General features: G+C 69.0%; 19 protein-coding genes. 11 read left to right on the forward strand and 8 right to left on the reverse strand.

Going from position 1 to position 22051, the window contains the following annotated elements; all coding sequences use genetic code 11:
- Nucleotides 1–272 precede the first annotated feature (272 nt).
- The 6 genes from ACH65_RS13785 (at nt 273) to ACH65_RS13810 (ending at nt 6967) form a co-directional block, all read left to right on the forward strand.
- Complete coding sequence (locus tag ACH65_RS13785; protein WP_202594214.1) at nt 273–809, forward strand: GspH/FimT family pseudopilin; 537 nt, start codon at nt 273–275, stop codon at nt 807–809.
- Between the two features lie 110 nt (nt 810–919).
- Nucleotides 920–1393 (forward strand): type IV pilus modification protein PilV, encoded by a 474-nt coding sequence (gene pilV, locus ACH65_RS13790; RefSeq protein ID WP_049623183.1) that lies wholly within the window; start codon nt 920–922, stop codon nt 1391–1393.
- Nucleotides 1390–2424, forward strand: a complete 1035-nt coding sequence (locus ACH65_RS13795) for a PilW family protein (RefSeq protein ID WP_064504866.1) — start codon at nt 1390–1392, stop codon at nt 2422–2424. Before pilV ends, ACH65_RS13795 begins: the two co-directional genes overlap by 4 nt.
- Nucleotides 2425–2510: 86 nt before the next feature.
- A complete protein-coding gene (locus ACH65_RS13800) occupies nt 2511–3035 on the forward strand; it encodes a pilus assembly PilX family protein (protein ID WP_049623184.1) in 525 nt (174 codons plus the stop codon).
- Between the two features lie 123 nt (nt 3036–3158).
- Nucleotides 3159–6401: a PilC/PilY family type IV pilus protein gene (locus ACH65_RS13805; protein WP_064504867.1), complete on the forward strand. Its 3243-nt coding sequence runs from the start codon at nt 3159–3161 to the stop codon at nt 6399–6401.
- A gap of 104 nt (nt 6402–6505) precedes the next feature.
- On the forward strand, nt 6506–6967 hold the full coding sequence (locus ACH65_RS13810) for a type IV pilin protein (RefSeq protein WP_049623186.1): 462 nt from the start codon (nt 6506–6508) through the stop codon (nt 6965–6967).
- A gap of 75 nt (nt 6968–7042) precedes the next feature.
- Here the strand turns inward: ACH65_RS13810 and mfd are convergent, their stop codons facing one another.
- Nucleotides 7043–10531 carry a transcription-repair coupling factor gene (gene mfd / locus ACH65_RS13815; protein WP_049623187.1) on the reverse strand — a complete coding sequence of 1163 codons (3489 nt, stop codon included), beginning with the start codon at nt 10529–10531 and terminating at the stop codon, nt 7043–7045.
- Nucleotides 10532–10674: 143 nt separating this feature from the next.
- Nucleotides 10675–11283 (reverse strand): GNAT family N-acetyltransferase, encoded by a 609-nt coding sequence (locus ACH65_RS13820; RefSeq protein WP_237561524.1) that lies wholly within the window; start codon nt 11281–11283, stop codon nt 10675–10677.
- Nucleotides 11284–11492: 209 nt separating this feature from the next.
- On the opposite strand from ACH65_RS13820, the gene ACH65_RS19945 reads away from it, so the two are divergent.
- On the forward strand, nt 11493–11636 hold the full coding sequence (locus ACH65_RS19945) for an MmcQ/YjbR family DNA-binding protein (RefSeq protein ID WP_237561525.1): 144 nt from the start codon (nt 11493–11495) through the stop codon (nt 11634–11636).
- Nucleotides 11637–11712: 76 nt separating this feature from the next.
- On the opposite strand, the gene ACH65_RS13825 is transcribed toward ACH65_RS19945, so the two are convergent.
- The 3 genes from ACH65_RS13825 to ACH65_RS13835 form a co-directional block, all read right to left on the reverse strand.
- A complete protein-coding gene (locus tag ACH65_RS13825) occupies nt 11713–12621 on the reverse strand; it encodes a cation diffusion facilitator family transporter (RefSeq protein ID WP_049623188.1) in 909 nt (302 codons plus the stop codon).
- Nucleotides 12622–12694: 73 nt separating this feature from the next.
- Nucleotides 12695–13198: a Slp family lipoprotein gene (locus ACH65_RS13830; RefSeq protein ID WP_049623189.1), complete on the reverse strand. Its 504-nt coding sequence runs from the start codon at nt 13196–13198 to the stop codon at nt 12695–12697.
- Nucleotides 13199–13311: 113 nt separating this feature from the next.
- On the reverse strand, nt 13312–14250 hold the full coding sequence (locus ACH65_RS13835) for a 23S rRNA (adenine(2030)-N(6))-methyltransferase RlmJ (RefSeq protein ID WP_049623190.1): 939 nt from the start codon (nt 14248–14250) through the stop codon (nt 13312–13314).
- 112 nt (nt 14251–14362) lie between these two features.
- Here ACH65_RS13835 and ACH65_RS13840 point away from each other — a divergent pair, with 112 nt between their 5' ends.
- The 3 genes from ACH65_RS13840 (at nt 14363) to ACH65_RS13850 (ending at nt 17937) form a co-directional block, all read left to right on the forward strand.
- Nucleotides 14363–14749, forward strand: a complete 387-nt coding sequence (locus ACH65_RS13840; protein WP_049623191.1) for a hypothetical protein — start codon at nt 14363–14365, stop codon at nt 14747–14749.
- A 105-nt stretch (nt 14750–14854) separates the two neighbouring features.
- Nucleotides 14855–16675, forward strand: coding sequence for a copper resistance system multicopper oxidase (locus tag ACH65_RS13845; protein ID WP_049623192.1), 1821 nt, complete (start codon nt 14855–14857; stop codon nt 16673–16675).
- The gene (locus ACH65_RS13850; RefSeq protein WP_049623193.1) at nt 16672–17937 is read left to right on the forward strand and encodes a copper resistance protein B; all 1266 of its coding nucleotides are present in this window, start codon (nt 16672–16674) and stop codon (nt 17935–17937) included. The genes ACH65_RS13845 and ACH65_RS13850 overlap by 4 nt, the downstream gene beginning before the upstream one ends.
- A gap of 258 nt (nt 17938–18195) precedes the next feature.
- Here ACH65_RS13850 and ACH65_RS13855 read toward each other — a convergent pair whose 3' ends face one another.
- Entirely contained in the window at nt 18196–18834 is a 639-nt protein-coding gene (locus ACH65_RS13855; protein WP_049623194.1) for an NAD(P)-dependent oxidoreductase, read from the reverse strand.
- A 106-nt stretch (nt 18835–18940) separates the two neighbouring features.
- Here ACH65_RS13855 and ACH65_RS13860 point away from each other — a divergent pair, with 106 nt between their 5' ends.
- Nucleotides 18941–19837 (forward strand): LysR family transcriptional regulator, encoded by an 897-nt coding sequence (locus ACH65_RS13860; RefSeq protein ID WP_049623195.1) that lies wholly within the window; start codon nt 18941–18943, stop codon nt 19835–19837.
- A gap of 144 nt (nt 19838–19981) precedes the next feature.
- On the opposite strand, the gene ACH65_RS13865 is transcribed toward ACH65_RS13860, so the two are convergent.
- Nucleotides 19982–20776, reverse strand: a complete 795-nt coding sequence (locus ACH65_RS13865) for a glutaminyl-peptide cyclotransferase (RefSeq protein ID WP_049623196.1) — start codon at nt 20774–20776, stop codon at nt 19982–19984.
- Between the two features lie 28 nt (nt 20777–20804).
- A complete protein-coding gene (locus ACH65_RS13870) occupies nt 20805–21731 on the reverse strand; it encodes a DMT family transporter (RefSeq protein ID WP_049623197.1) in 927 nt (308 codons plus the stop codon).
- Nucleotides 21732–22051 lie beyond the last annotated feature (320 nt).

A 22051-nucleotide genomic window follows, 5' to 3' on the forward strand; every position in this document is an offset into this window, starting at 1 on the left:
GCTTCGCATTGCGAGCGTGAGACTACGCCCTTTTCGGGGGCGCTTCTTGCCGCCCGTCGGGGAAATGCGTCCGCTCGTCGGCTGTCGCCGCGGCAGGGCGGGCAGGCCTGGTTAGACTCCCCGCCGGAACGACAGGGGAGAACACCATGCGGAGTGCGCCGCAGCGGCGAGGCGACTCGCCGGCTGAGATTGTGGATCGTGGCAACGCCGGCCGCCGGCCGTACGCGCCGTGTCCCGAGCGGCAACCGCACAGGGCGCGCCCCGCGCGAGGCATGGGGCCGGCGCGGCGCGGCGGCGGCTTCACCCTCGTCGAGTTGATGATCACGCTGGCCGTGGCGGTGGTGCTGCTGACCATCGCGGTGCCGAGCTTCCGGTACATCATGCTTTCCAACCGGCTCACCACGGCCGCCAACGACTTTGTCGCCGCGCTCAACACCGCCCGGATGGCCGCCATCGCGCGCAACGCCAGCGCCCAGCTGTGCAGCGATTCGGCCAGCAAGAACACGAGCGATACGCTTGGCGCGGGATGCGGTGCGCAGGCCGGCGCGGTCTACGTCGCCACCGGCAGCACCGCCACGCGGGTCCGGGATGCGGTGACCGGCATTGCCTCTCCCATCAAGCTCAACGGCAACGTGGCCGCCATCCGCTTTGGAAGCGAGGGAGTGGGGCACGTTGCCGGCGGTACGGATACGAACCCCGTCATCGCCGACCTCTGCACCAGTGCGATCAGCAGCAACAACCACCGCATCATTACCATGGCGGCCGGTTCGATCGTCACGACGACCACCTCGACGGGGACGTGCTCCTGATGGGCGACATTTCCCGAGAGGCGACGCGCATGCGTATGCCAGCATCCTTGTTCCCGATGGCCAGTGCTGCGCCGCTACCGCGCCGGCACGCCCGACCGTTCCACGCTCCGATGCAGGCAGCATGTACTTATAGGCGCGTGACTAGTCAGTCTGGGGTGGGGCTCATTGAGGTATTGGTCGCCGTGGTGGTTCTCTCCATTGGGTTCCTAGGCATGGGGGCATTGCTGGCGAGGTCGATGTCCACCAACAACAGTTCGATGGCGCGCAGCATGGCCACGATCGCCAGCTATTCGATCCTGGATGCCATGCGGGCGGATGGTCGCAACGCCAAGCAGGGCGCCTACAACACCGACGCGCCCATCACGGCCGATGCCTGCCCGACGGATACGGACACCCTCGCCAAGGCCCAACTCGCCCAATGGTGCGACCTGCTCAAGCGCAGCCTGGGCGCGGCGAGCAGCACCAGTGGCAAAGTCAATTGCCAAGGCGACGGCACGTGCGCCATCACTATCACCTTCGACGACAGCCGGGCCGGCGACGGTGGCTCCGACAAACAGCAGCTCACTACCCGGGCCATGCTATGAGCCGCCTTGTCACGAAGTCGCTGGGCAAGACCCGCCCTGCGCGCGCGGCGGCCGGGTTCACCCTGATCGAGCTGATGGTCGCCATGGTGCTGGGGCTGATCGTCATTGCGGGGGCGATCAGCGTGTTCCTTGCCAGCCAGCGCACCTACCGCACCAACCAGGCCTTGAGTGACGTGCAGGAGAATGCTCGCATCGCCTTCGAGCTGATGGCGCGAGACATCCGCGATGCCGGCTTGACTGGCTGCAACAACAACGGCCGCGTCGCCAATGTGCTCAAGAACAGCCCGGCGGGCGGTGGGACCGCCTGGTGGGCCAACTGGGGCAATGCGCTGGTCGGCTTCGACAGCGGGCAGAGCGATCCGGCGATCGGGACGAGCATGCCGAGTCGGTCGGGTGACACCGATTCGCTCGAACTCCTGGGAGCCGACGACTCGGGCCTGAGCGTGGCTAGCCACGATCCGACTTCGGCGCAGTTCACGCTCAACGAGACCAGCTCTGATTTGCAGCCTGGGGACGTCGTCGTGGTGTGCGATCCCGATCATGCGGCCATCGTGCAGGTCACCAACTACAACAGCAGCAACGTCACGCTGGTACATAACCCGGGTGAGGGAACTCCCGGCAACTGCTCGAAGGGGCTGGGCTATCCCACCGTTTGCATGACCAACGGCAACGCCTACGCCTACGGGCCCAACTCGCAGATCGCCAAGCTGTCGGCTGTGGACTGGTACATCGGCGACAACAGCGCCGGAGGCCATTCGCTCTACCGCGTCAGCGTGGCCACCAATGCTGGCGCGCCTACTCCAACGGCGCAGGAGATGGTGCGCGACGTAACGGACATGGAGATCGTCTATCACCGGTCCTCCGATACCAAGTTCGGGACCGCCACCGACATCGCGGGCAACTGGGCTTCGGTCGATGCCGTGCGGGTCACCCTGACAATGGAAAGCGTGGACAAGCGCGCCGGCACCGACGTCAAGCCGATCACGCGCGAGTTCACCGCCACTACCACCGTGCGCAATCGGGTGCCGTGATGAACGCTTTCGTATTCCGACCTTTGCCCGCCGTTCGTCGGCGTCTGGCTGCTGGCCGGCCCGTACTGCGCGGAGGTCAGCGCGGAGTGGCCCTGGTGGTGGCGCTGGTGCTGTTGGTCGTGATCACCCTGGTGGGCCTTGCCGCCGTGCGTGGCACCATCATGCAGCAGAAGATGACGTCCAACTTCTACGACCGGCAGATCGCCTTCCAGGAGGCCGAGGCGGCCCTGCGGCAGGCCGAGGCCAAGATCCGGTCGACGCCCTCGGCCGCCGCTTTCCGCGACTGCTCGCCGGGAGGCACCAACTTGTGCTTGACCAATCCGTTCGCCAGCGGCTCGAGCATTTCCGGCAGCGACATCGTTACCGTCGACGCGGGCTCTTTCGACGCGGGCAAGCTTGCAGCGAGCCAGCCCCAGTACGTCATCGAGTTCATGGGCAACTTCAAGATTCCGGATTCGGAGGTCAAGCAAGTTTCCAACTGCGCAGGCTATGCCGCGTGTGGAGCGGCGAACATCGCGGGCTTCTACCGCATCACCGCCCGCAGCGGCCCGCCCACCGTGGATACGCTTGGGCGCGCGTCGGTCACGCTCCAATCTATGTTCAGGAAATGACAGCGTCTGGAGGACGGGTGTCGAAGTGGGCTCCCGTCATGCCGGTTATCGCTGCAGTCGCAACCGGCGACTGACCCGCATGCTCGGTGCGGGCCGATACAGCCAAGAGGTAAAGGGGTTGTCATGTCTACAAAACATGTCTGGCGATGGGCTTTGGTGGCCGGACTGTGGCTGGCCCAGTCGGCCGCAGCGGTTACGTACACCGAGAATTTCTCCGGCGCCTCAAGCAGCCTGAAATGGCGCGCGCTGGACTACGCCTGCCTCACCGCCGGCGATGGCACAGGCAGCATTCCGGCGTGCGCTTCATCCAAGGATGATGAAGGGGCTGGCGCGTTGCGTCTCACCCCGGCGGAAAACCAGCGTACCGGCGCGATCCTTTCCGACTTCACTTTCCCGCTCAGCCAAGGCATGCAGGTGACATTCACCACCTATACCTATGGCGGTGACAGTGGCGGCCTTGCAAGGGACGGTGCCGACGGAATCGCGTTCTTTCTCACCGATGGCACCCAAACCATTCCGACCACCGCCGGCGGCAGCGGCGGCAGCCTCGGCTACAGCTGCTCCAACGTCAACGGCAAGAGCGAGGGTATTGCCTATGGTTATCTCGGCCTGGGTGTCGATGAATTCGGCAACTACCTGAATATCGGCGACAACACCAACTCCGGCGTCCTCAATTCGAATAACAGCGGCGACACCAGCAACGGCACCAACAGCTACTACGACAGTAGAGTCCCCTTTTATCAGCCAGGACGAATTGGCCTGCGCGGCGCCGGCAATGTGACATGGGCTTGGCTGCACGCTGAGAACCCGAGCTACTACGGGGACCAGCCGGACAGCTCCAAGGTGCATGATGCCTGCAGATCTGGACAGTATGTGTACCAAGGTTCTGACAAAGCCAGTGGAAACATGAAGGCATTGCCGTACAACTATCCGGCGATCGCTGGCGGGTACCAGGTCATGCCCGACGATCAACCCATCGCCAACGAGTCGACAAGTGTGAGGAGCGGGGCAACACCCATTACCTACAAGCTGCAGATCTCGACCTCTGGCCTGTTGAATTTCTTCTACAGCTACAACAACGGCGCCTTTACCCCGGTGCTGGTCAACAATTCCATCGCGGCCAGTAACGGCCCGCTGCCGGCCTCCTTTCGCTTTGGCTTCTCAGCGGGTACCGGCGGTAGCAACAACGTGCACGAGATCACCTGCTTCCAGGCCACGCCGCTGCAATCCAACAGCAGCTCCGGTGCCAATACGGTGCAGTCGGGCGAGGTGAAGATCGGCACCCAGATCTATTTGGCGAGCTACTCCGCGGACAATTGGTGGGGCTCGCTCCAGTCGATTCCATTGGTGGTCAACAACGGCGTGTTGAGCGCTTCGTCGGTCGCCAACTGGGATGCCAAGTGCGTGCTGACGGGGGGGGGCTGCGCATCCATGGGCACGGATGATCAGGGCAACCCGACGAATACCGTCGACGTGCAGAAGCCCGACGCCCGCATGCTGCTCACCGCCGATGCGAGCGGCAAGGGGCTGGCCCTGGAATGGAACAGTCTCACTGCGAGCCAACAGAACAACCTCAACAGCAAGGACAGCCAGGGCCAGCAGCGTCTCGATTGGTTGCGCGGCGATCGCAGCGACGAGCAGCTGCAGAACGCCTCCGGCACCTTGCGCAACCGCACGGCGGTGCTGGGCGACATCATCGATTCCAGTCCGACCTGGGTTGGCGCGCCGGTGCCGGGCGTTTATCCCGATGCGTTCGGCGACGCGCTGTACGGCAACAATGTCAAGTCACCGGAGAACGGCAGCGCGGCACAGACCTACAGCAACTTCGTGACCTCGAACGCGACGCGCCTGAACGTGGTCTACGTCGGTGGCAACGACGGCCTGATGCATGGATTCAGAGCCGGCTCCTACACGGATACCGGCAGCTACAACTCAACCAACAACGACGGTCACGAGGTGCTCGGCTTCATGCCTGGGGGAGTGCTGGCGAGCCCGGAGATCGTCGGCCTCACGTCGCCAACCTACAGTCACAACTACTTCGTGGACGCGACGCCGGCGGCGGGCGACCTGTTCTACGGCGGCAAGTGGCATACCTGGCTGGCGGGAGGCGTGGGAACGGGGGGCAGCGAGATCTTTGCGCTCGACATCAGCGATCCATCCATTTTCAGCGAGTCCATGATCTCGACCGTCATCGGCGATTGGACTAGCCGCACCAGCGGCTTTTCCCATCTGGGCAAAACCGTGGGTACGCCCATCTTCACCCGGCTCCATAACGGCCAGTGGGCGATCATCTTCGGCAGTGGCTTGAGTTCCAGCCAGAGTGCCGGCGTCTATGTCGGCATGGTCGATGCGACCAGCGGCGCCCTCACCTTCAAGTTCCTTGATACCGGTATCGTCTCGGGCGGCATCACCTATGCCACCTCGGTGGATCTCGATGGCGACTACATCGCCGATTTTCTTTACGCCGGCGACCTGAAGGGCAATGTCTGGCGCTTCGACGTAACCGACAATAAAGACGCGAAATGGGGAGCGCCCACGCGCGTGTTCACGGCCAAGGATGCGATCGGCAATGCGCAGCCCATCACGACCGCACCGGTTGTGGCGGCGGTAAAGATGGGCGACGTTTCCCGGGTGATGGTGTATTTCGGTACGGGCCAGAAGTCGCCGTTCACTAGCACCAGTGGCGACACCTACGCCACGGGCACGCAGACTTTCTATGGCATCTGGGACTCGAACATGGATGCCTGGAACCAGGTCGCGGGAAGCTCCGCCCAATACGCCAGCCTGTCGGGCAGCCAGGTGGTGGTTCGCGACAAGCTCCTGTCGCAGACAGTGTCGTCCACCTCGACCGGCGGGGGCAGCAACCAGGTGCTGGGGTACCGCTATCTCAGTACTACTAAGCAGGTGTGCTGGGTGGGCAGTACCGCATGCTCCACGGACACCAGCCAGAACACCCAGTACGGCTGGTACTTCGACTTCCCCGAGACTGGGGAGCAGATTATCTACAACCCGGCGCTCATCAGCGGCGCAGTGGTGGTCAGCTCGGCCATTCCGCCGGCCATCTCAGCCTTGAAGTGCAACCCTGGCCTGCAGTCTGGCTGGACGATGGCCTTCGACCCGACTTCGGGCGGCGGCATGACTCAGGATTTCTTTCCGGGCGCGGGGGGCGGCTTTGGTACGGGCACAGACGGCTCGAGTATCGGTGGCATCCGGCTCGATGCGGTGGGTAGTCCGAGCACCGTGACCTATGGCGGCCAGACCTATCTCGTCACGCAGACGGTGAAGGGTACGGCCGCGCTCAGCCAGGTCAATCCGCCAGCCAGCAAGAATCCCAGCCGGGTCTCCTGGAAGGAGATCCGATATTGATGGCACGACACGCACCTCGGATGCCGGGGACGGTTCACGCTGGACCGACGCGGCTTCCGAGGGCGAAAGTGATACAGGTCGAAGGAAAAAATAACAGGGGAGCCATGAATAAGTTTTCGTCCGAACAGCTGCGGCGCTGCGGGGCTGCATGGGGTTTCAGCCTGATCGAGCTGATGATCGTGGTGGCGATCATCGCCATCCTGGCGGCGATCGCCTATCCGTCGTATACGCGCTATGTCGCCAAGACCCGGCGAGTGGCGGCGGAAGGCTGCCTGTCGGAGTACGCCAACTACATGGAGCGGTACTACACCACCAACCTTGCCTACGACAAAGATCCAGATGGCACTGACAACCCGCTCCCGGGGCTGGATTGTGCGAGCTCATCGCAAACCGGTGGGGATTACGACTACACCTTCCCGGTTCTGACGGTATCCAGCTTTACCGTGCAGGCCAAGGCGAAGGGTGCGCAGGCTACCCGCGACGCGCAGTGCACGCCGCTGACGCTGGATCAGGCCGGTACGCGCAAGGTCAACGACGCCACCACGCTGGTGGGCCAGTGCTGGTAGGCGGCGCCTGATAGCCAGTCAGGGAAGGGCGGCGCGGCTATTGGCCGTGATCGGCAGGGCCGGCAAGGCCAGGCCCTAACCCAACCGCCGCGCCCCCAACTGCACCAGCACTTCCTGCGCACTGCGAATCCGCTCGCTCGCCCCGGGCAGGTCGAGGATGATCCTCAGCTTGTCCTGGCCGTCGAGTTTGTACACGCGCGGCTGGCCCTGGATCAGGCGGAGTATCGCCATCGGCTCCACTTCGGGCTGATCGCGGAAGCTGATGCGGCCGCCGTTGGCGCCGAAGTCGAGCTTGCGGATGCCGAGCGGGGTGGCCATCAGCTTGAGGCCGGCGAGGGCGAACAGCTGCTTGGCGGGGTCGGGCAGCAGGCCGAAGCGGTCGATCATCTCCACCTGCAGGTCGCGCAGCGCCTCCTCGTTGCGGGCGCTGGCGATGCGCTTGTAGAGCGTCAGGCGCGTGTGCACGTCCGGCAGATAGTCGTCGGGGATCAGCGCGGGCAGGTGCAACTCCACCTCGGTCTCGTGCTCGGAGGAGAGGTCGAAGTCGGGCACCTTGCCGGACTTGAGCGCGCGCACCGCGCGGTCCAGCAGCTCGGTGTAGAGGCCGAAGCCGATCTCCTGGATCTGGCCGGACTGCTCGTCGCCCAGCAGCTCGCCGGCGCCGCGGATCTCCAGGTCGTGGGTGGCGAGGGTGAAGCCCGCGCCCAGTTCCTCCAGCGAGGCCAGCGCCTCCAGGCGCTTCTCCGCATCGGCGGTGATGGCCTTGCGGTCGGGCACGATCAGGTAGGCGTACGCGCGGTGATGCGAGCGGCCCACGCGGCCGCGCAGCTGATGCAGCTGGGCCAGGCCGAAGCGGTCGGCGCGGTCGATGACGATGGTGTTGGCGGTGGGGATGTCGATGCCGGTCTCGATGATGGTGGTGCACACCAGCACGTTGAAGCGCTGGCGATGGAAATCCGCCATCACGCGCTCCAGCTCGCGTTCGGGCATCTGGCCGTGGGCGATGCCGATGCGCGCGTCGGGGATCAGCTCCTGCAATTCGCGCGCGCTGCGCTCGATCGACTCCACCTCGTTGTGCAGGAAGTACACCTGGCCGCCGCGCGACAGCTCGCGCTGGAACGCCTCGCGGATCAGCGCCGGCTCCCACGCCGAGATGAAGGTGCGCACGGCCATGCGGTGCGCGGGCGGGGTGGTGATGAGGGAGAGATCGCGCAGCCCGCTCATCGCCATGTTGAGCGTGCGCGGGATCGGCGTGGCGGTGAGGGTGAGCAGGTCCACCTCGGCGCGCAGCTTCTTCAGCTGCTCCTTCTGGCGCACGCCGAAGCGCTGCTCCTCGTCCACGATCACCAGGCCCAGCTGCTTGAACTTGATGTCCGGCTGCAGCAGCTTGTGGGTGCCCACGATCACGTCGATCTGGCCCTCGGCCAGGCGCTTGAGCGCCTCGTTCACTTCCCTTGTGGACTTGAAGCGCGAGAGCACGTCCACCTTCACCGGCCAGTCGGCGAAGCGGTCGGCGAAGTTGCGGTAGTGCTGCTGGGCGAGCAGGGTGGTGGGCACCAGCACCGCCACCTGCTTGCCGGCGGCGGCGGCGGCGAAGGCGGCGCGCAGCGCCACCTCGGTCTTGCCGAAGCCCACGTCGCCGCAGATCACGCGGTCCATCGCGCGCGGCGCGGCAAGATCGCCCAGCACTGCGTCGATGGCGTGTTCCTGGTCCGGCGTTTCCTCGAACGGGAAGCTGGCGCCGAATTCCTCCACCAATTGGCGGTCCACGACCATCGACTCGCCGCCGCGCGCCTCGCGCTGGGCGTAGATGGCGAGGAGTTCCGCCGCCACGTCGCGCACCTTCTCCGCCGCCTTCTTGCGCGCGCGCTCCCAGGCGTCGCCGCCCAGCGAGTGCAGCGGCGCCAGTTCCGGCGCGGTGCCGGAGTAGCGGCTCACCAGGCCAAGCTGGGCCACCGGCACGTAGAGCTTGTCGCCCTTGGCGTACTCGATCACCAGGAACTCGCCGTCCATGCCGCCCAGCTCCATCGACACCAGGCCCTGGTAGCGGCCCACGCCGTGGTCCACGTGCACGATGGGCGCGCCGAGGGTCAGCTCGGTGAGGTCGCGGATGATGGTGTCGGGGTCGCGCGCGGCGCCGCGGCGGCGCCGGCGGTCGGTGCGCACGCGCTCGCCGTAGAGCTCGCGCTCGGTGAGCACGGTGAGCGCGGGTTGGGTGAGCGCGAAGCCCTGTTCCAGCGGGGCGATGGTGATGGCGAACTTCGGGCCCGCCTGAGCCCCCTCCCCGGCTTGCAGGGGAGGGTTGGGGAGGAGAAAGGCTTGCCAGCCCTCGATGTTGTCCGGCTTCAACCCCGCCGCGGCGAGGGTCTCGATCAGCGCCTCGCGCCGCCCCGCCGAGTCGGCAGCGACCAGCACGCGGCCGGGGTAGCTGGCGAGGAAGTGCCGCAGCGAGGTGCCGGGCTCCTCGCCCTTGCGGTTGAGCGGCAGCTCGGGCGCGGGCTGGGTGCCGACGTCGATGGCGTGGGGATGGCCGGGCTCGACCACCTCCGCACGCAGCCGGCGATTGAGCTGCTCGCGCAGGGTTTCCGGGCCGAGGTAGAGCTCGGCCGGCGGCAGCACCGGGCGCTCGATGTCGTGCGCGCGCTGCTCGTAGCGCTCGGCGGTCTGGCCCCAGAACTGCTCGGCGGCGTCGAGCACGCCTTCACCCAGCACGAAGAGCGCATCGTCGGCGAGGTAGTCGAACAGCGTGGCGGTCTGCGCGAAGAACAGCGGCAGGTAGTATTCGATGCCGCCCGGCGTCACGCCCTCCTTCATGTCCTGGTAGAGCGGGCAGCGGCGGATGTCGATGGGGAAGCGCTCGCGCAGGCGGCTGCGGAAATCCTTGGCGGCGTCCTCGGTGAGCGGGAACTCGCGCGCGGGCAGCAGCTCGACCTTGTCCACCGGGTGCTGCGAGCGCTGCGTCTCCGGGTCGAAGCTGCGGATGGATTCCACTTCGTCGTCGAACAGCTCGACGCGGTAGGGTTCGGCCGCGCCCATCGGGAAGATGTCGATCAGCGCGCCGCGCACGGCGAAGTCGCCGGGCTCGGCCACCTGCGGCACGTTGCGGTAGCCCGACGCCTCCAGCCGCCGCTGCTCGGCGGCGAGGTCGAGCTTCTGGCCCTTGGCCACCACCAGTCCGGAGCCGGTGATGTGCGTGCGCGGGGCGATGCGCTGCATCAGCGTGGCGACGGGCACCACCAGCACGCCGCGCTGGGTCGAGGGCAGCCGATACAGCGTGGCGATGCGCTGGGAGACCACTTCCGGGTGCGGGCTGAAGACGTCGTAGGGCAGCGTCTCCCAGTCGGGGAAGTGCAGCACCGGCAAGTCGCCGGCGAAGAGGCGCAGCTCGTCCTCCAGCGTGTGCGCGCGCTGCGTGTCGCGCGTTACCGCCACCAGCAGGCCGTTGTGCGAGCGGGCTGCCTCGGCCACCAGCAGGGCGCGGGCGGAGCCGTGCGGCGGCGTCCAGTAGCGGCGCTGCTTGGGGCTGGTGGGGGGCGGGGGATGCGGAAGCGGGGGAGTGGGCATGAAGACGCTTGGATTCGCTCGTGGCGGCGGCCGCGGGCCGCGCCGGGAAAGCGTACAAGTGTAGCGCGACGCCTCCGCGGGCTGCGGGAGGCGACCCGCGACGCAGGGCGTTCGGGTGCCCGGCCGCGCCGGCGGCCGTGGCGTTACAGGCGCAGCGAGACCTGCGCCGTGCCCGGCTCGTCGGCTATCAGGCGTGTGGTGAAGCCGAGCCGGCGGCAGAATTCCAGCATCGGCCGGTTCTCGATCAGCACGTAGCCCCACAGCTCGGCGAGGCTGCGGCGGCGGCATTCGTCCAGCAGGTGGCCCATCAGCAGCGCGCCGAGGCCGAGGCGGCTCCAGTCGCGCTCGACCAGCACCGAGAATTCGGCGCTGTCGCTGGCCTCGTCCACGTAGATGCGGCCCACGCCGCGCATCTCGGCCGGCGCGCGCGTCTCGTCCATCAGCACGAAGGCGGCCTCGCAGGCCGGGTCGATGCGGCACATGCGCTGCGCCATCGGCTCGGGCAGCTCGGACATGGGGTGCAGGAAGCGGCGGCGGACGTCCTCGGCCGGCAGGCGGGCGAAGCAGCGGCGCATGGCGGCCACGTCGCCGGGCACGATCGGGCGCAGGTGCAGGGTGCGGCCGTCGCGGACATGCACCGGCTCGCCCGGCGACGCCGGCACCCCCTGCGGCCGCGCAAAACGCTGGCGGCTGGGTAGCGGCAGCGTGGCGGGCGCGGGGAGCGGAAGGTCGATGGCCGGAGACATCAGCATGTCCATACTTTGCCGTATTGTGTGCGGTGCAGCATGAACGGAAAAGTTCAGTGTAGCGCTTCGGGCTGTGGCGTAATGTCGCGCTGACCTGGCGATCCGGGCGGTGCGAGGCGGTGCGACGGACGGACGTCCACTCCTTCGTTCTTCCTTGCCCTGCGCGCAAACAGCTCCCGGCGCGGGGCACTGGGAGATCATGAACAGGCTCTTGCATGGCGCGGGCGCACTGGGTGGCGGTCGTCGAGCCGGGGCGTTTCGCCACCGCCGAACTGGAGCGCTTCGTGCGCGAGTCGTATGCGCTGGTGCGGGCCAGGCTCACCAAGAAGGCGCAGGCGGCGCTGGGGCCGCTGCCGTAGGCGGCCGGGCGAAGCGGCGAGGGTGGGGCGGGCGTTGCCGCCCCGGCGATGCGAGCGCGGCGGCCGCCGCCGTGCGTCAGTCGGCCAGGTCCGGCTCGAAGAAGCTCCAGCGCACCTCGGCGAACTGCGCTTTCATGGCGGCCTCGACCACGTTGATGGCCTCGGCCAGGCTATGGCCGTCGGGGGTGGGCGTCATCTGCGCCTTCACCGCCACCATCACGTCCGGGCCCATCTGCAGGGTGATCAGGTTGAGCACCTCGGCCACTTCCGGGCGGCTCTTGAGGAAGGTGAGCAGCTCGGCGCGCCGGCGCGGCTCGATGCCCTGGCCGATCAGCAGCGCCTTCACCTCCACCGCCACGGCGACCGCCACCACCACCAGCAGCACGCCGATGGCGATGGTGCCCAGCGCGTCGAACAGCAGGTTGCCGGTGAGCATGGTGGCGCCCACGGCCAGCGCCGCCAGCACCAGGCCGATCAGCGCGGCGAGATCCTCGCCGAAGATCACCAGCAACTCGCTCGAGCGCGTGTGGCGGAACCACTGCCACAACCCCATCTCGCCGCGCGCCTTGTTCACCTCCTGCAGGCAGCCGCGCATGGAGATGCCCTCGGCCACGATGCCGAACACCAGCACGCCCAGCGCCAGCCACGGCCATTTCAGCGGCTCGGGCTCGCTCAGCTTGTGCACGCCCTCGTAGATGGAGAACATGCCGCCCACGCTGAAAAGCAGGATCGCCACCAGGAACGACCAGAAGTACAGCGCGCGCCCCCAGCCCAGCGGGAACTCGTCCGAGGGCGGCCGCTTGGCCTGGCGCAGGCCGAGCAGCAGCAGGCCCTGGTTGCCGCAGTCGGCCAGCGAGTGCACCGCTTCGGCCAGCATCGCGCCCGAGCCGGTGATCACCGCGGCGACCAGCTTGCTGAGGAAGATGGCGAAGTTGGCGCCGAGCGCGAGGAAGATGGCTTTGGTCGAATCGGCGTGACCGGACATGCGGCGTCGTGCTCCGTCCTTGAAGAGGGTGCCGGCAGTTTACCGGCGGCGAAGGATTTTGCGGCGCGGCGCGTCAACGGATGCCCACGCCCACTCCCACGCCAAAGTGCACGTTGTTGCGGCCGCGGGTCATCTCGTCCGCGCTCCACACGTGGGCCTGCGCCACCCGCACCAGCGGGAACACGTAGCCGGCATCGCCCACCCTGCCGGCGCGGCTGCCGTCGAGCTTGCCGCGCACGGTGAGCATGCCGCCCACTGGGTAGTCCAGCGATTCCACGTAGCCGGGCATGATGGCGATGAAGCGGCCGCTGCCGCTGTCGTTGGCCTTCGGCCGCTGCGAGCCGTCGAGCGGATAGGCCAGCACCTCGATCTCGCTGCGGTCGGCGAGGTTGGTGACGCCCACCACGCGACCGCCCCAGATCACCTCGCCGGCGGCGTAGCGCTCGGGCGACTGGGCCACCTGGAACGGCGGCACGGCGAGGGTGGCGGGCGTGCTCTTGTAGATCGGCGCGGGCGCGCAGGCGGCCAGCGCCAGCAGTGGCAGGGCGGCGAGCAGGGTGTGGATGCGGCGGGACATGACAGGGGCTCCGAAGAGGACCGGCGCGCGGTCCGGGCAGGCGTCGACACGGCCTACGCTACACCAAGCCAAGGTAGTCGCCGCCGTGTCGCGCCGGTGTGTCGGAAGGGCGCTCAGCGCCGCCGCGGCGGGCGGGCGCCGGCCGGGTGATGCACCGGTGCGCGGGCCACGGCCGGGTCCGCTTCCTCGACCAGCCAGTCCAGCGTGCACGCGGCCGGCTGCTGCGGCGAAAGCCGCTGCGCCAGCGCGCGCAACGGTTCGCGCAGCGCCTCGTCGAGCTTCCACGGCGCATTGAGCACCGCCATGCCCGAGCCGATCATGCGCAGCGGGGAATCCTCCGGCTGCACGCGCAGCTCCGCCCGCAGCACGCGACGGGCACCGCAATGCTGCAGCCAGCGCAGGAAGGGCTGCACCTGGCTGCGCTGTTTGAGCGGGTACCACACCGCGTAGACGCCGGTGGGCCAGCGCTCGAGCGCGGCCTTGAGCGCCTGTTCGATCCGCCGGTACTCGGCCTCCTGCGCCTCGTAGGGCGGGTCGATCAGCACCAGGCCGCGCTTCTCCTGCGGCGGCAGCAGCGCCTTGAGCGCGGCGTAGCCGTCGCGCTGGTGCACGTGCACGCGCGCATCGTGGCGGAACAGCTCGCGCAGGCGCGCGGCCTCCTCCGGGTGCAGCTCGCACAGCTGCGCGCTGTCCTGTTCGCGCAGCAGGCGCGCGGCCTGGAGCGGGGAGCCGGGGTAGAGCTTGAGGCCCGCCTCGTTGCCGGGCAGGGCGAGGATGTCGTCCAGCCAGTGGCGCAGCAGCGGCGGCAGCTCCTTGCCCGCGACCGCCGCGGGGGCGAGGTCGGGGAACAGCAGCCGCGCGATGCCGTCGCGGTATTCGCCGGTCTTGCCGGCCTCGCCGCCGTCGAGCGCGTAGCAGCCGCTGCCGGCGTGGGTGTCCAGGTAGGCGAACGGCGCGGGCTTGGCCTTCAGGGCTTCGATCAGCGTCCGCAGCACGACGTGCTTGAGGACGTCGGCGAAGTTGCCGGCGTGGTAGGCGTGGCGGTAATTCATGGCGAGGGCATCGGGGAGGGCCTTGCGAGTATAGACGGCCGCACCCGCCTGGCCCCGCTTGGAGCCTGCTCCAGGGTTGAGCAGGTGGGCAGCGAGTGGCTATGCTCGGGGCATGGTTCTGCTCCGCTTCCACCGCCTGCGCCGTTGCCGCGTGCTGTTCGCGCTGGCTTTCTGCGCGTGGCTGGCGCTGGCCGGCGTGGCGTGGGCGCAGCACGGCTGCTGCCTGGGCGGCGACGGAGCGGGCTCGGCCATGGCGGGCGCGATGTCGATGGTGCACCACCACGGCATGGCGCACGCCGGGCATGGGGAGCCGTTGGCCAGCCCTCACCACGACCATGCCGCGGCGGACGACTGCTGCTGCGCGCACCTGCCCGCCTCGCTGCCACTGCCGGCGGGCGTGGCGATGAACACCCTCCCGGTCGCGGCGGTCTGGCACGCCTCCATCGTCGCGGCGCCGCAGCCGCCATGGGGGCCGCCGTTGCGGCCGCCGCTCGCCTGATCCGTCCCCGATCGGCGTGCCCACCGTTCCCGGTGGGCGATGGCCCGCCTGCGCGGGCATGACGGAAGCACCGGCGGCACAGGCCGCACGGTGCCGGAGCGAGCAATGAACACTTGGGATGCGCGCGGCTTCAACCTGCCGCGCCGACGTTTCGTACAAGGCCTGGCCCTGGGCGGCGTGGCCGCCGGCCTCGGGCTGTGGCGTGGCAACGCGCTGGCCCAGGCCGCCGCGGCCATGGGCGCGCCGCGCGAACTGCGCGGCAACCATTTCGAACTGGAGATCGGCGAGCTGCCGGTGGACTTCACCGGCCGCCGGCGCGTCGCCACCACGGTCAACGGCCAGCTGCCGGCGCCGGTGCTGCGCTGGAAGCAGGGCGACACGGTGACGCTGCGCGTGCGCAACCGCCTGGCCGTGACCAGCTCCATCCACTGGCACGGCATCGTGCTGCCGGCCGACATGGACGGCGTGCCGGGCCTGAGCTTCGACGGCATCCCGCCGGGCGGCGAGTACGTCTACCGCTTCACGGTGAGCCAGGCGGGCACCTACTGGTACCACAGCCATTCGCGCTTCCAGGAGCAGACCGGCCTTTACGGCCCGATCGTGATCGAGCCGCGCGAGGGCGAGCGCCACGCGGCGCAGCGCGACTACACCGTGCTGCTCAGCGACTGGACCGACACCGATCCGGAGCGCATCTACGCCAACCTCAAGAAGCAGAGCGACTACTACAACTACGGCAAGCGCACCGTGGGCAGCTTCCTGCGCGACGCGCGCCGCCAGGGCCTGGGCGCCACCTGGAACGAGCGCAAGATGTGGAACCAGATGCGCATGGACCCCACCGACCTGGTGGACGTCTCCGGCTACACCTACACCTACCTGTGCAACGGCACCACGCCGGCCGGCAACTGGACCGGGCTGTTCGGCGCCGGCGAGAAGGTGCGCCTGCGCTTCATCAACGGCTCCTCGATGAGCTTCTTCGACGTGCGCATCCCCGGCCTCAAGATGACCGTGGTGGCCGCCGACGGCCAGGACATCGAGCCGGTGACGGTGGACGAGTTCCGCATCGGCCTGGCCGAGACCTACGACGTGATCGTGGAGCCCAGTGCCGACCGCGCCTGGACTATCTTCGCGCAGAGCATGGACCGCAGCGGCTACGCCCGCGGCACGCTGGCGCCGCGCGCGGGCCTCGGCGCCGAGGTGCCCGCGCTCGATCCGCGCCCGCTGCTTTCCATGGGCGACATGATGGGCGACATGGGGGGCATGAGCGGCATGGATCACGCTGCGATGGGCCACGACATGGCCGGCATGGACATGTCGGGCATGGACATGAGCGGCATGGACCACGGCGCCATGGCGGGCATGGACCACGGCTCGATGCAGCACGGCGGCATGGATCATGGCGCGATGAACCACGGTGCCGGCGCGCCGCTGCGCACCGGCGTGCAGGTGGACATGCGCGTGCCCACGCCGCGCCGCAACCTCGACGATCCGGGCGTGGGGCTGCGCGACAACGGCCGGCGCGTGCTGAGCTACGCCGACCTGCATGCGGTGAACGCGCCGATCTCGCCGGAAGTGGACCGCGAGCTGACCCTGCGCCTCACCGGCAACATGGAGCGCTACCTGTGGTCCTTCGACGGCAAGCGCTACTCCGACGCCGGCGGGCCGCTGCGCCTGAAGTACGGCGAGCGCGTGCGCATCACCCTGGTCAACGACACCATGATGACCCACCCGATCCACCTGCACGGCATGTGGAGCGAGCTGGAATCGCCGGACGGCGAGTTCCAGGTGCGCAAGCACACGGTGATGGTGCAGCCGGCGCAGCAGGTGAGCTACCGCGTCAACGCCGACGCGATCGGCCGCTGGGCCTACCACTGCCATCTGCTCTACCACATGGAGGCGGGCATGTTCCGCGAGGTGGTGGTGGCATGAGCGCGCCGATCTCCCTCCGCCACGCCGTCGCCGCCGCACTGCTGGCCCTGCCGCTCGCGCTGCCCGCGCAGGACGCCTCGATGCCGGGCATGACGATGCCCGCCCCGGCCGGCACGGCCGACGCACCGGCGGCGGCCTCGTCGTCCGACGAGCATGCCGGCCACGCGATGCACGACATGGCCGGCATGGACCACAGCATGCACGGGATGCACCACGACACGCCGGCCGCCGCGGTCTCGTCGCCCGCGCCGTCCGACGAGCATGCCGGCCATGCGATGCACGACATGGCCGGCATGGACCACAGCATGCATGGGATGCATCACGCGATGCCGGCCGGCGCGGTCTCGTCGCCTGCGCCGGCCGGCGAGCACGCCGATCAAGCGATGCCCGACATGCCCGGCATGGATCACAGCATGCACGGGATGCACCACGCGATGCCGGCTGCCGCGGCCTCGTCGCCTGCGCCAGCCAGCGAGCATGCCGATCACGCGATGCACGACATGGCCGGCATGGATCACAGCATGCACGGGATGCATCACGACATGCAGGCGGCCGCGTCGTCGCTGCCGCCCAACGACCACGTAGCCCCGCCGCCACCGCAGCACGCGATGCCGGGCATGGCGATGGACGCGATGGCCGACACCATGGAGATGGACGACAAGGCCTGGCGCGGCATGCTGCTGGCCGACCGGCTGGAGCGCACGCGCAGCACCGGCGGCGACTACGCCAGCGCGTGGGAAGTGGAAGGCTGGTACGGCGGCGACGTCGATCGCGTGTGGCTGCGCAGCGAAGGCGAGCGCAGCCGCACCGGCACCGAGGACGCGCGGGTGGAAGCCCTGTGGGGCCACGCCTTCGCCGCCTTCTGGGATTGGCAGCTCGGCGTGCGCCACGACTTCGGCCAGGGCCCGGGCCGGCAGTGGGCGGGCTTCGGCGTGCAGGGCCTGGCGCCGTACTGGTTCGAGGTGCAGGCGATGGTCTATGCCGGCCCGCAGGGCCGCACCGCGGCGCGGGTGGAGCTTGCGCACGAGCTGCTGCTGACCCAGAAGCTGATCCTTCAGCCGCGGGTGGAGGCGAACTTCTACGGCAAGGACGACCCGCGCCGCGACGTGCGCTCGGGCCTCTCCAGCGTCGAGGCCGGGCTGCGCCTGCGCTACGAGTTCAGCCGCCGCTTCGCGCCGTACGTGGGCGTGAACTGGTCGCGGCGCTACGCCGGCCCAGCCAACGAAACCACCTGGGTGGCCGGCGTGCGGATGTGGTTCTGAAGACGGCGGAGCGGGGCGCGGTGCGCGGCCCCGCTCCGCCTTCCTGCGCAACGGACCGGCGAGGCGCGGTGTTGGCCGTGCGGCTGGCCGTCGTCCGCGTAGTCCGCAGGCAACGTGTTCATCGTCCACCCAGCTAGTGAACGCCTCTCCCCGCCGGGGAGAGGCTGCCGGCAGGCCGGTGAGGGGCGGGCGGAGCGGATGCGCCAAGTGCGCCACGCACTCCCTTCCCGAGCTTTGGAAGCCAGCGCCACCGCGCCGTCAATAGGCCGCCGTAACGCGCCGCCGCCCGGCATCGTCCCGCTCGATCTGGTCGAGCACTGCCACCGCGAAGTCGGCCACGCTGATGCGGCTCCTGCCCTCGCCATCGACCAGCAACTGGTCGCCGCCGAGGCGGTAGCGGCCGCTGCGCTCGCCGTCCTCGAGCAGGGCGGCCGGGCTGACGTAGGTCCAGTCGAGCGCCCGCTCGGCGCGGAACAGATCCAGCGCCCGGCCCTGCGCCTGCGCTTCCGGCTTCCACTCGGCGGGGAAGGCCGGATCGTCCATCACGCGCACGCCCGGCGCCGCTTCCAGTGAGCCCGCGCCGCCGACCCACAGCAGGCGGCGCACGCCGGCCTTGGGCAGTTGTTCGAGCAGCACGCCGGCGTTGCGCGCAATGCTGTCGGCGTCGCCGTCGCGGCGGCCGGAGAGGCTGGCGAGAGCGGCCCCGGCGTCGCGCACGGCATCGAGCCAGCTGGACGGCTGCGCCACGTCGCCGCGGCTCACGTGCAGATGCTCGTGCCGGCGATCCAGGCGGGCGGGATCGCGCACGATGGCGACCACCTCGTGCCCGCGCGCCAGCGCTTCGTCGAGGATGGCGTGGCCGATGTGGCCGGTGGCGCCGAACAGGGCGAGCTTCATGGAGGCACTCCGTTGGGATAGGCGATGAAGTCTGCGCCTCGGCATTGGTTCGATAAACCGATCCATGGATAATTCACCGTCAAGTCTGGCTTTACAGTGAGTCGGCATGGGCCGCGACATCAACCTCAACCGCCTGGGCGTGTTCGTGGCCCTGGTGCAGGCCGGCTCCTTCACCGCCGCGGCCGAGGCGCTGGGCCTGACCAAGGCGATGGTGAGCCAGCACCTGGCGCGCTTGGAACAGGAGCTGGGCGTGGCGCTCCTGGTGCGCAGCACGCGGCGGATGGCGCTCACCGAGGCCGGCGCGCTGTTCCACGCCGACTGTGTGCGCATCCTGGCCGAGACGGCGGCGGCGATCGAGCGCGTGGGCGAGGCGCGCGACACGCCCAGCGGCGTGCTGCGCCTGACCACCACCACCGATTATGGCGTGGCGGTAGTGGCGCCCGCGCTGGCCGAGTTCGGGCGCCGGCATCCGCAGCTGCAGTTCGACCTGGTGATCGACGACGAGGTGGCGGACCTGATCGCGGGGCGCTTCGACCTATCCATTCGCGTCGGCTGGCTGCGCGATTCGGGCCTGCGCGCGGCGCGGCTGGGCGGCTTCCGCCAGCTGGCCGTGGCCGCGCCCGCCTACCTCGCCTCGCACGGCACCCCGCGCCGGCCGGAGGACTTGGCCGCGCACGACTGGCTCGCCATTGCCGTGCTGGCCTCGCCGCTGCGCTGGACCTTCACCGCCGCCAACGGCCGGCGCCGCACGGTGCGCATGCGCCAGGTGGCACAGGCCAACAACGCCGCCGCCGTGCACGCGATGGCGCTGGCCGGCGCGGGCGTCGCCGTGCTGCCGGACTACCTGGTGGAGGCGGACCTGCGCGCGGGGCGGCTGCAAGCCTTGCTGGCCTCGCATCGCCTGCCCGAGGGCGGCATTCACGCGGTCTATCCGGGCCGCCAGCCACCGGCCAAGGTGCGCGTGTTCATCGACTTCCTGCGCGAGCGGCTCGCGCAGCGGTGAGGGCCTGTTCCACGATCTCCTTGCGGGCGCTACCACCGTGTAGGAGCGAGCTTGCGCGCGACCGTCGCACCACGGCCGCCGCTCCGTAGGTTTGTCGCGCGCGAGGCGCGCCTACACGGCTTTCGACGCAGTAGTGGGCGGCGCTTATGGCGCCGCCTTCGTGCGCGCCCCCTCCGGCGGCGTCAGCATGATCTCGAACAGCTTCGGCCAGCGCTTGCCGGTGACGAACAGGCGGTCGTGCTTCGCGTCGTAGGCGATGCCGTTGAGCACGTCGTCGACGGGGTTGCCGAGCCGGCTGGTGTCGAGCAGGCCGGCGAGGTCGATCCAGGCGGTCACGCGGCCGCTCTTGGGGTCGATGCGCGCGATGCGGTTGGTCATCCACACGTTGGCGTAGAGCTCGCCCTTCACCCATTCCAGCTCGTTGAGGTTCTGCACCGGCTGGCCGTCGGCGGTGACCGGGAGGCTGCCGGTCTGGCGCATCGTGGCCGGGTCCAGCACGCGCAGCACCGCCGTGCCGTCGCTCATGTAGACGCGCGCGTCGTCGCGGGTCAGCGCCCAGCCTTCGCCGGGGTAGCGGAAGCTGGCGAGGACCTTGAAGCTGGCGAGGTCGCGCACGGCGCCGATGCCGCTGCGCCAAGTGAGCTGCATCAGGCGGCCCTGCCAGTCCACGATGCCCTCGCCGAAGTACTGCGGTGGCAGCGCGTCCTGCTGCAGCACCTTGCCGGTGGCCAGCGCCACCTTGCGCACGGTGGATTCGCCGCGCTCGCCGGTGCTCTCGTAGAGAAAGCCGTCCTTGTAGAACAGGCCCTCGGTGAAGGCGCCGGTGTCGTGCGGGTAGCTGCGCACCACCTTGTAGCCGTAGACCGGCACGGCCGCCATGGCGGGGGCGGCCAGCAGGGCCAGCGGGAGGGCGAGGGCTTGCAGGAGGCGTCGGGTCATGGGCGATGGGAACCGTGGCGAGTCGGGGCTAGTCGGTGATCTGCCGCCCCTCGGGCGTGCCCGACCACTCGGCCGGCGTCGCCGCGCGCGGGCGGTGCAGCAGGGGATGGGCGAACACCGCGGCGAGGATCACCACCACGCCGAGGTAGAAGCGCAGGTCCAGCTGGCGCTGCTCGCCGAGCAGCAGCATCGCCAGCACGATGGCGTAGACCGGCTCCAGGTTGGTCACCATCTGCGTGCCGAAGGCGCTCAGGTGGCGCAGCGCGACCAGCGCCAGCGCGAACGGCAGCAGGGTGCAGCCGAAGGACAGCGCGAGCAGCAGCAGCGCGTCGTGCGCGCCCGGCAGCACGAAGGCCGCGCCGGCGTGCGGCAGCAGCGGCGCCAGTGCGGTGAGCAGGATGGTGCCGGTGCCCAGTTCCAGGAAAGTGACGGTGAGCGGATCGCCGTGCTCGACCAGCCGCTTGTTGAACGCGCCGAACAGCGCCACCAGCAGCGCGGACAGCGCGCCCATCGCGATGCCGGCACGCATGCCCGCCGGCACGCCGCCCACCACCAGCAGCACGCCCGGCACCACGGCAGCGCCGATCAGGAGCTCGCGCGGGTCGAAGCGGCGGCGGGCGATCCACGGCTCGATCAGCGACAGGAACACGGGCCCCAGCGCGATGCAGGTGGCGCCCACCGAGGCGTTGGAGAGCTTGATCGCGGCGTAGAAGGTGAGCCAGTGCAGCGAAACCAGCGCACCGATGCCGGCATAGGCCAGCCGCAGCCGCCAGCCCATCGCGCGCAGGCCGCGCCACACCTTAGGCAGCGCCAGCAGCGCGATCGCTACCAGCAGCATGCGCCACCACACCAGCGGCAGCGCAGGCAGGGTGATCAGCTTGCCGAGGATCGCGGTAAAGCCCCATAGCAGCACGCAGAAGTGGATTTGCAGGCGGGCCTGACTGAGGGCGTGCATGCGCGGATCGCGGAAGATGATGGAGTGAGGGATTGTAGAGGGCTGTGCGGGTGGCGTGGTGGTGCGGGAAATTGCGGTGGCGCGGGGTTGTGCGCGCGCAGACACATGTGCGCCGGCGTAGAGCTGATGGGGGCTAAGCGATAAGAGCCTGTTCGCGATCTTCCTGCGGGTGTCTGTGAGGGAGGGCTTGCTGTGCTGTTGAAGCTTCGTCGCAATCTGGCCGGCCCTTTGGGCCGGAGTTTCGCTCCCCTGCCGGGGAGCGAGTTACTTTCTCTTGCTTGTCCAAGAGAAAGTAACCAAAGAGAAGGACACCCCGAGGG

The sequence above is a fragment of the Frateuria defendens genome (assembly GCF_001182895.1).
Taxonomy (GTDB): Bacteria; Pseudomonadota; Gammaproteobacteria; order Xanthomonadales; family Rhodanobacteraceae; genus Frateuria_B; species Frateuria_B defendens.

Coding starts and splice junctions, on each gene's coding strand:
- ACH65_RS13785 (WP_202594214.1), top strand. CDS start 273: ATGGGGCCGGCGCGGCGCGGCGGCGGCTTCACCCTCGTCGAGTTGATG.
- ACH65_RS13860 (WP_049623195.1), top strand. CDS start 18,941: ATGGGCCGCGACATCAACCTCAACCGCCTGGGCGTGTTCGTGGCCCTG.
- ACH65_RS13795 (WP_064504866.1), top strand. CDS start 1,390: ATGAGCCGCCTTGTCACGAAGTCGCTGGGCAAGACCCGCCCTGCGCGC.
- ACH65_RS13870 (WP_049623197.1), bottom strand. CDS start 21,731: ATGCACGCCCTCAGTCAGGCCCGCCTGCAAATCCACTTCTGCGTGCTG.
- ACH65_RS13845 (WP_049623192.1), top strand. CDS start 14,855: ATGAACACTTGGGATGCGCGCGGCTTCAACCTGCCGCGCCGACGTTTC.
- ACH65_RS13835 (WP_049623190.1), bottom strand. CDS start 14,250: ATGAATTACCGCCACGCCTACCACGCCGGCAACTTCGCCGACGTCCTC.
- ACH65_RS13855 (WP_049623194.1), bottom strand. CDS start 18,834: ATGAAGCTCGCCCTGTTCGGCGCCACCGGCCACATCGGCCACGCCATC.
- ACH65_RS13850 (WP_049623193.1), top strand. CDS start 16,672: ATGAGCGCGCCGATCTCCCTCCGCCACGCCGTCGCCGCCGCACTGCTG.
- ACH65_RS13830 (WP_049623189.1), bottom strand. CDS start 13,198: ATGTCCCGCCGCATCCACACCCTGCTCGCCGCCCTGCCACTGCTGGCG.
- pilV (WP_049623183.1), top strand. CDS start 920: ATGCAGGCAGCATGTACTTATAGGCGCGTGACTAGTCAGTCTGGGGTG.
- ACH65_RS13840 (WP_049623191.1), top strand. CDS start 14,363: ATGGTTCTGCTCCGCTTCCACCGCCTGCGCCGTTGCCGCGTGCTGTTC.
- ACH65_RS13810 (WP_049623186.1), top strand. CDS start 6,506: ATGAATAAGTTTTCGTCCGAACAGCTGCGGCGCTGCGGGGCTGCATGG.
- ACH65_RS13820 (WP_237561524.1), bottom strand. CDS start 11,283: ATGCTGATGTCTCCGGCCATCGACCTTCCGCTCCCCGCGCCCGCCACG.
- mfd (WP_049623187.1), bottom strand. CDS start 10,531: ATGCCCACTCCCCCGCTTCCGCATCCCCCGCCCCCCACCAGCCCCAAG.
- ACH65_RS13865 (WP_049623196.1), bottom strand. CDS start 20,776: ATGACCCGACGCCTCCTGCAAGCCCTCGCCCTCCCGCTGGCCCTGCTG.
- ACH65_RS13805 (WP_064504867.1), top strand. CDS start 3,159: ATGTCTACAAAACATGTCTGGCGATGGGCTTTGGTGGCCGGACTGTGG.
- ACH65_RS13825 (WP_049623188.1), bottom strand. CDS start 12,621: ATGTCCGGTCACGCCGATTCGACCAAAGCCATCTTCCTCGCGCTCGGC.
- ACH65_RS19945 (WP_237561525.1), top strand. CDS start 11,493: ATGGCGCGGGCGCACTGGGTGGCGGTCGTCGAGCCGGGGCGTTTCGCC.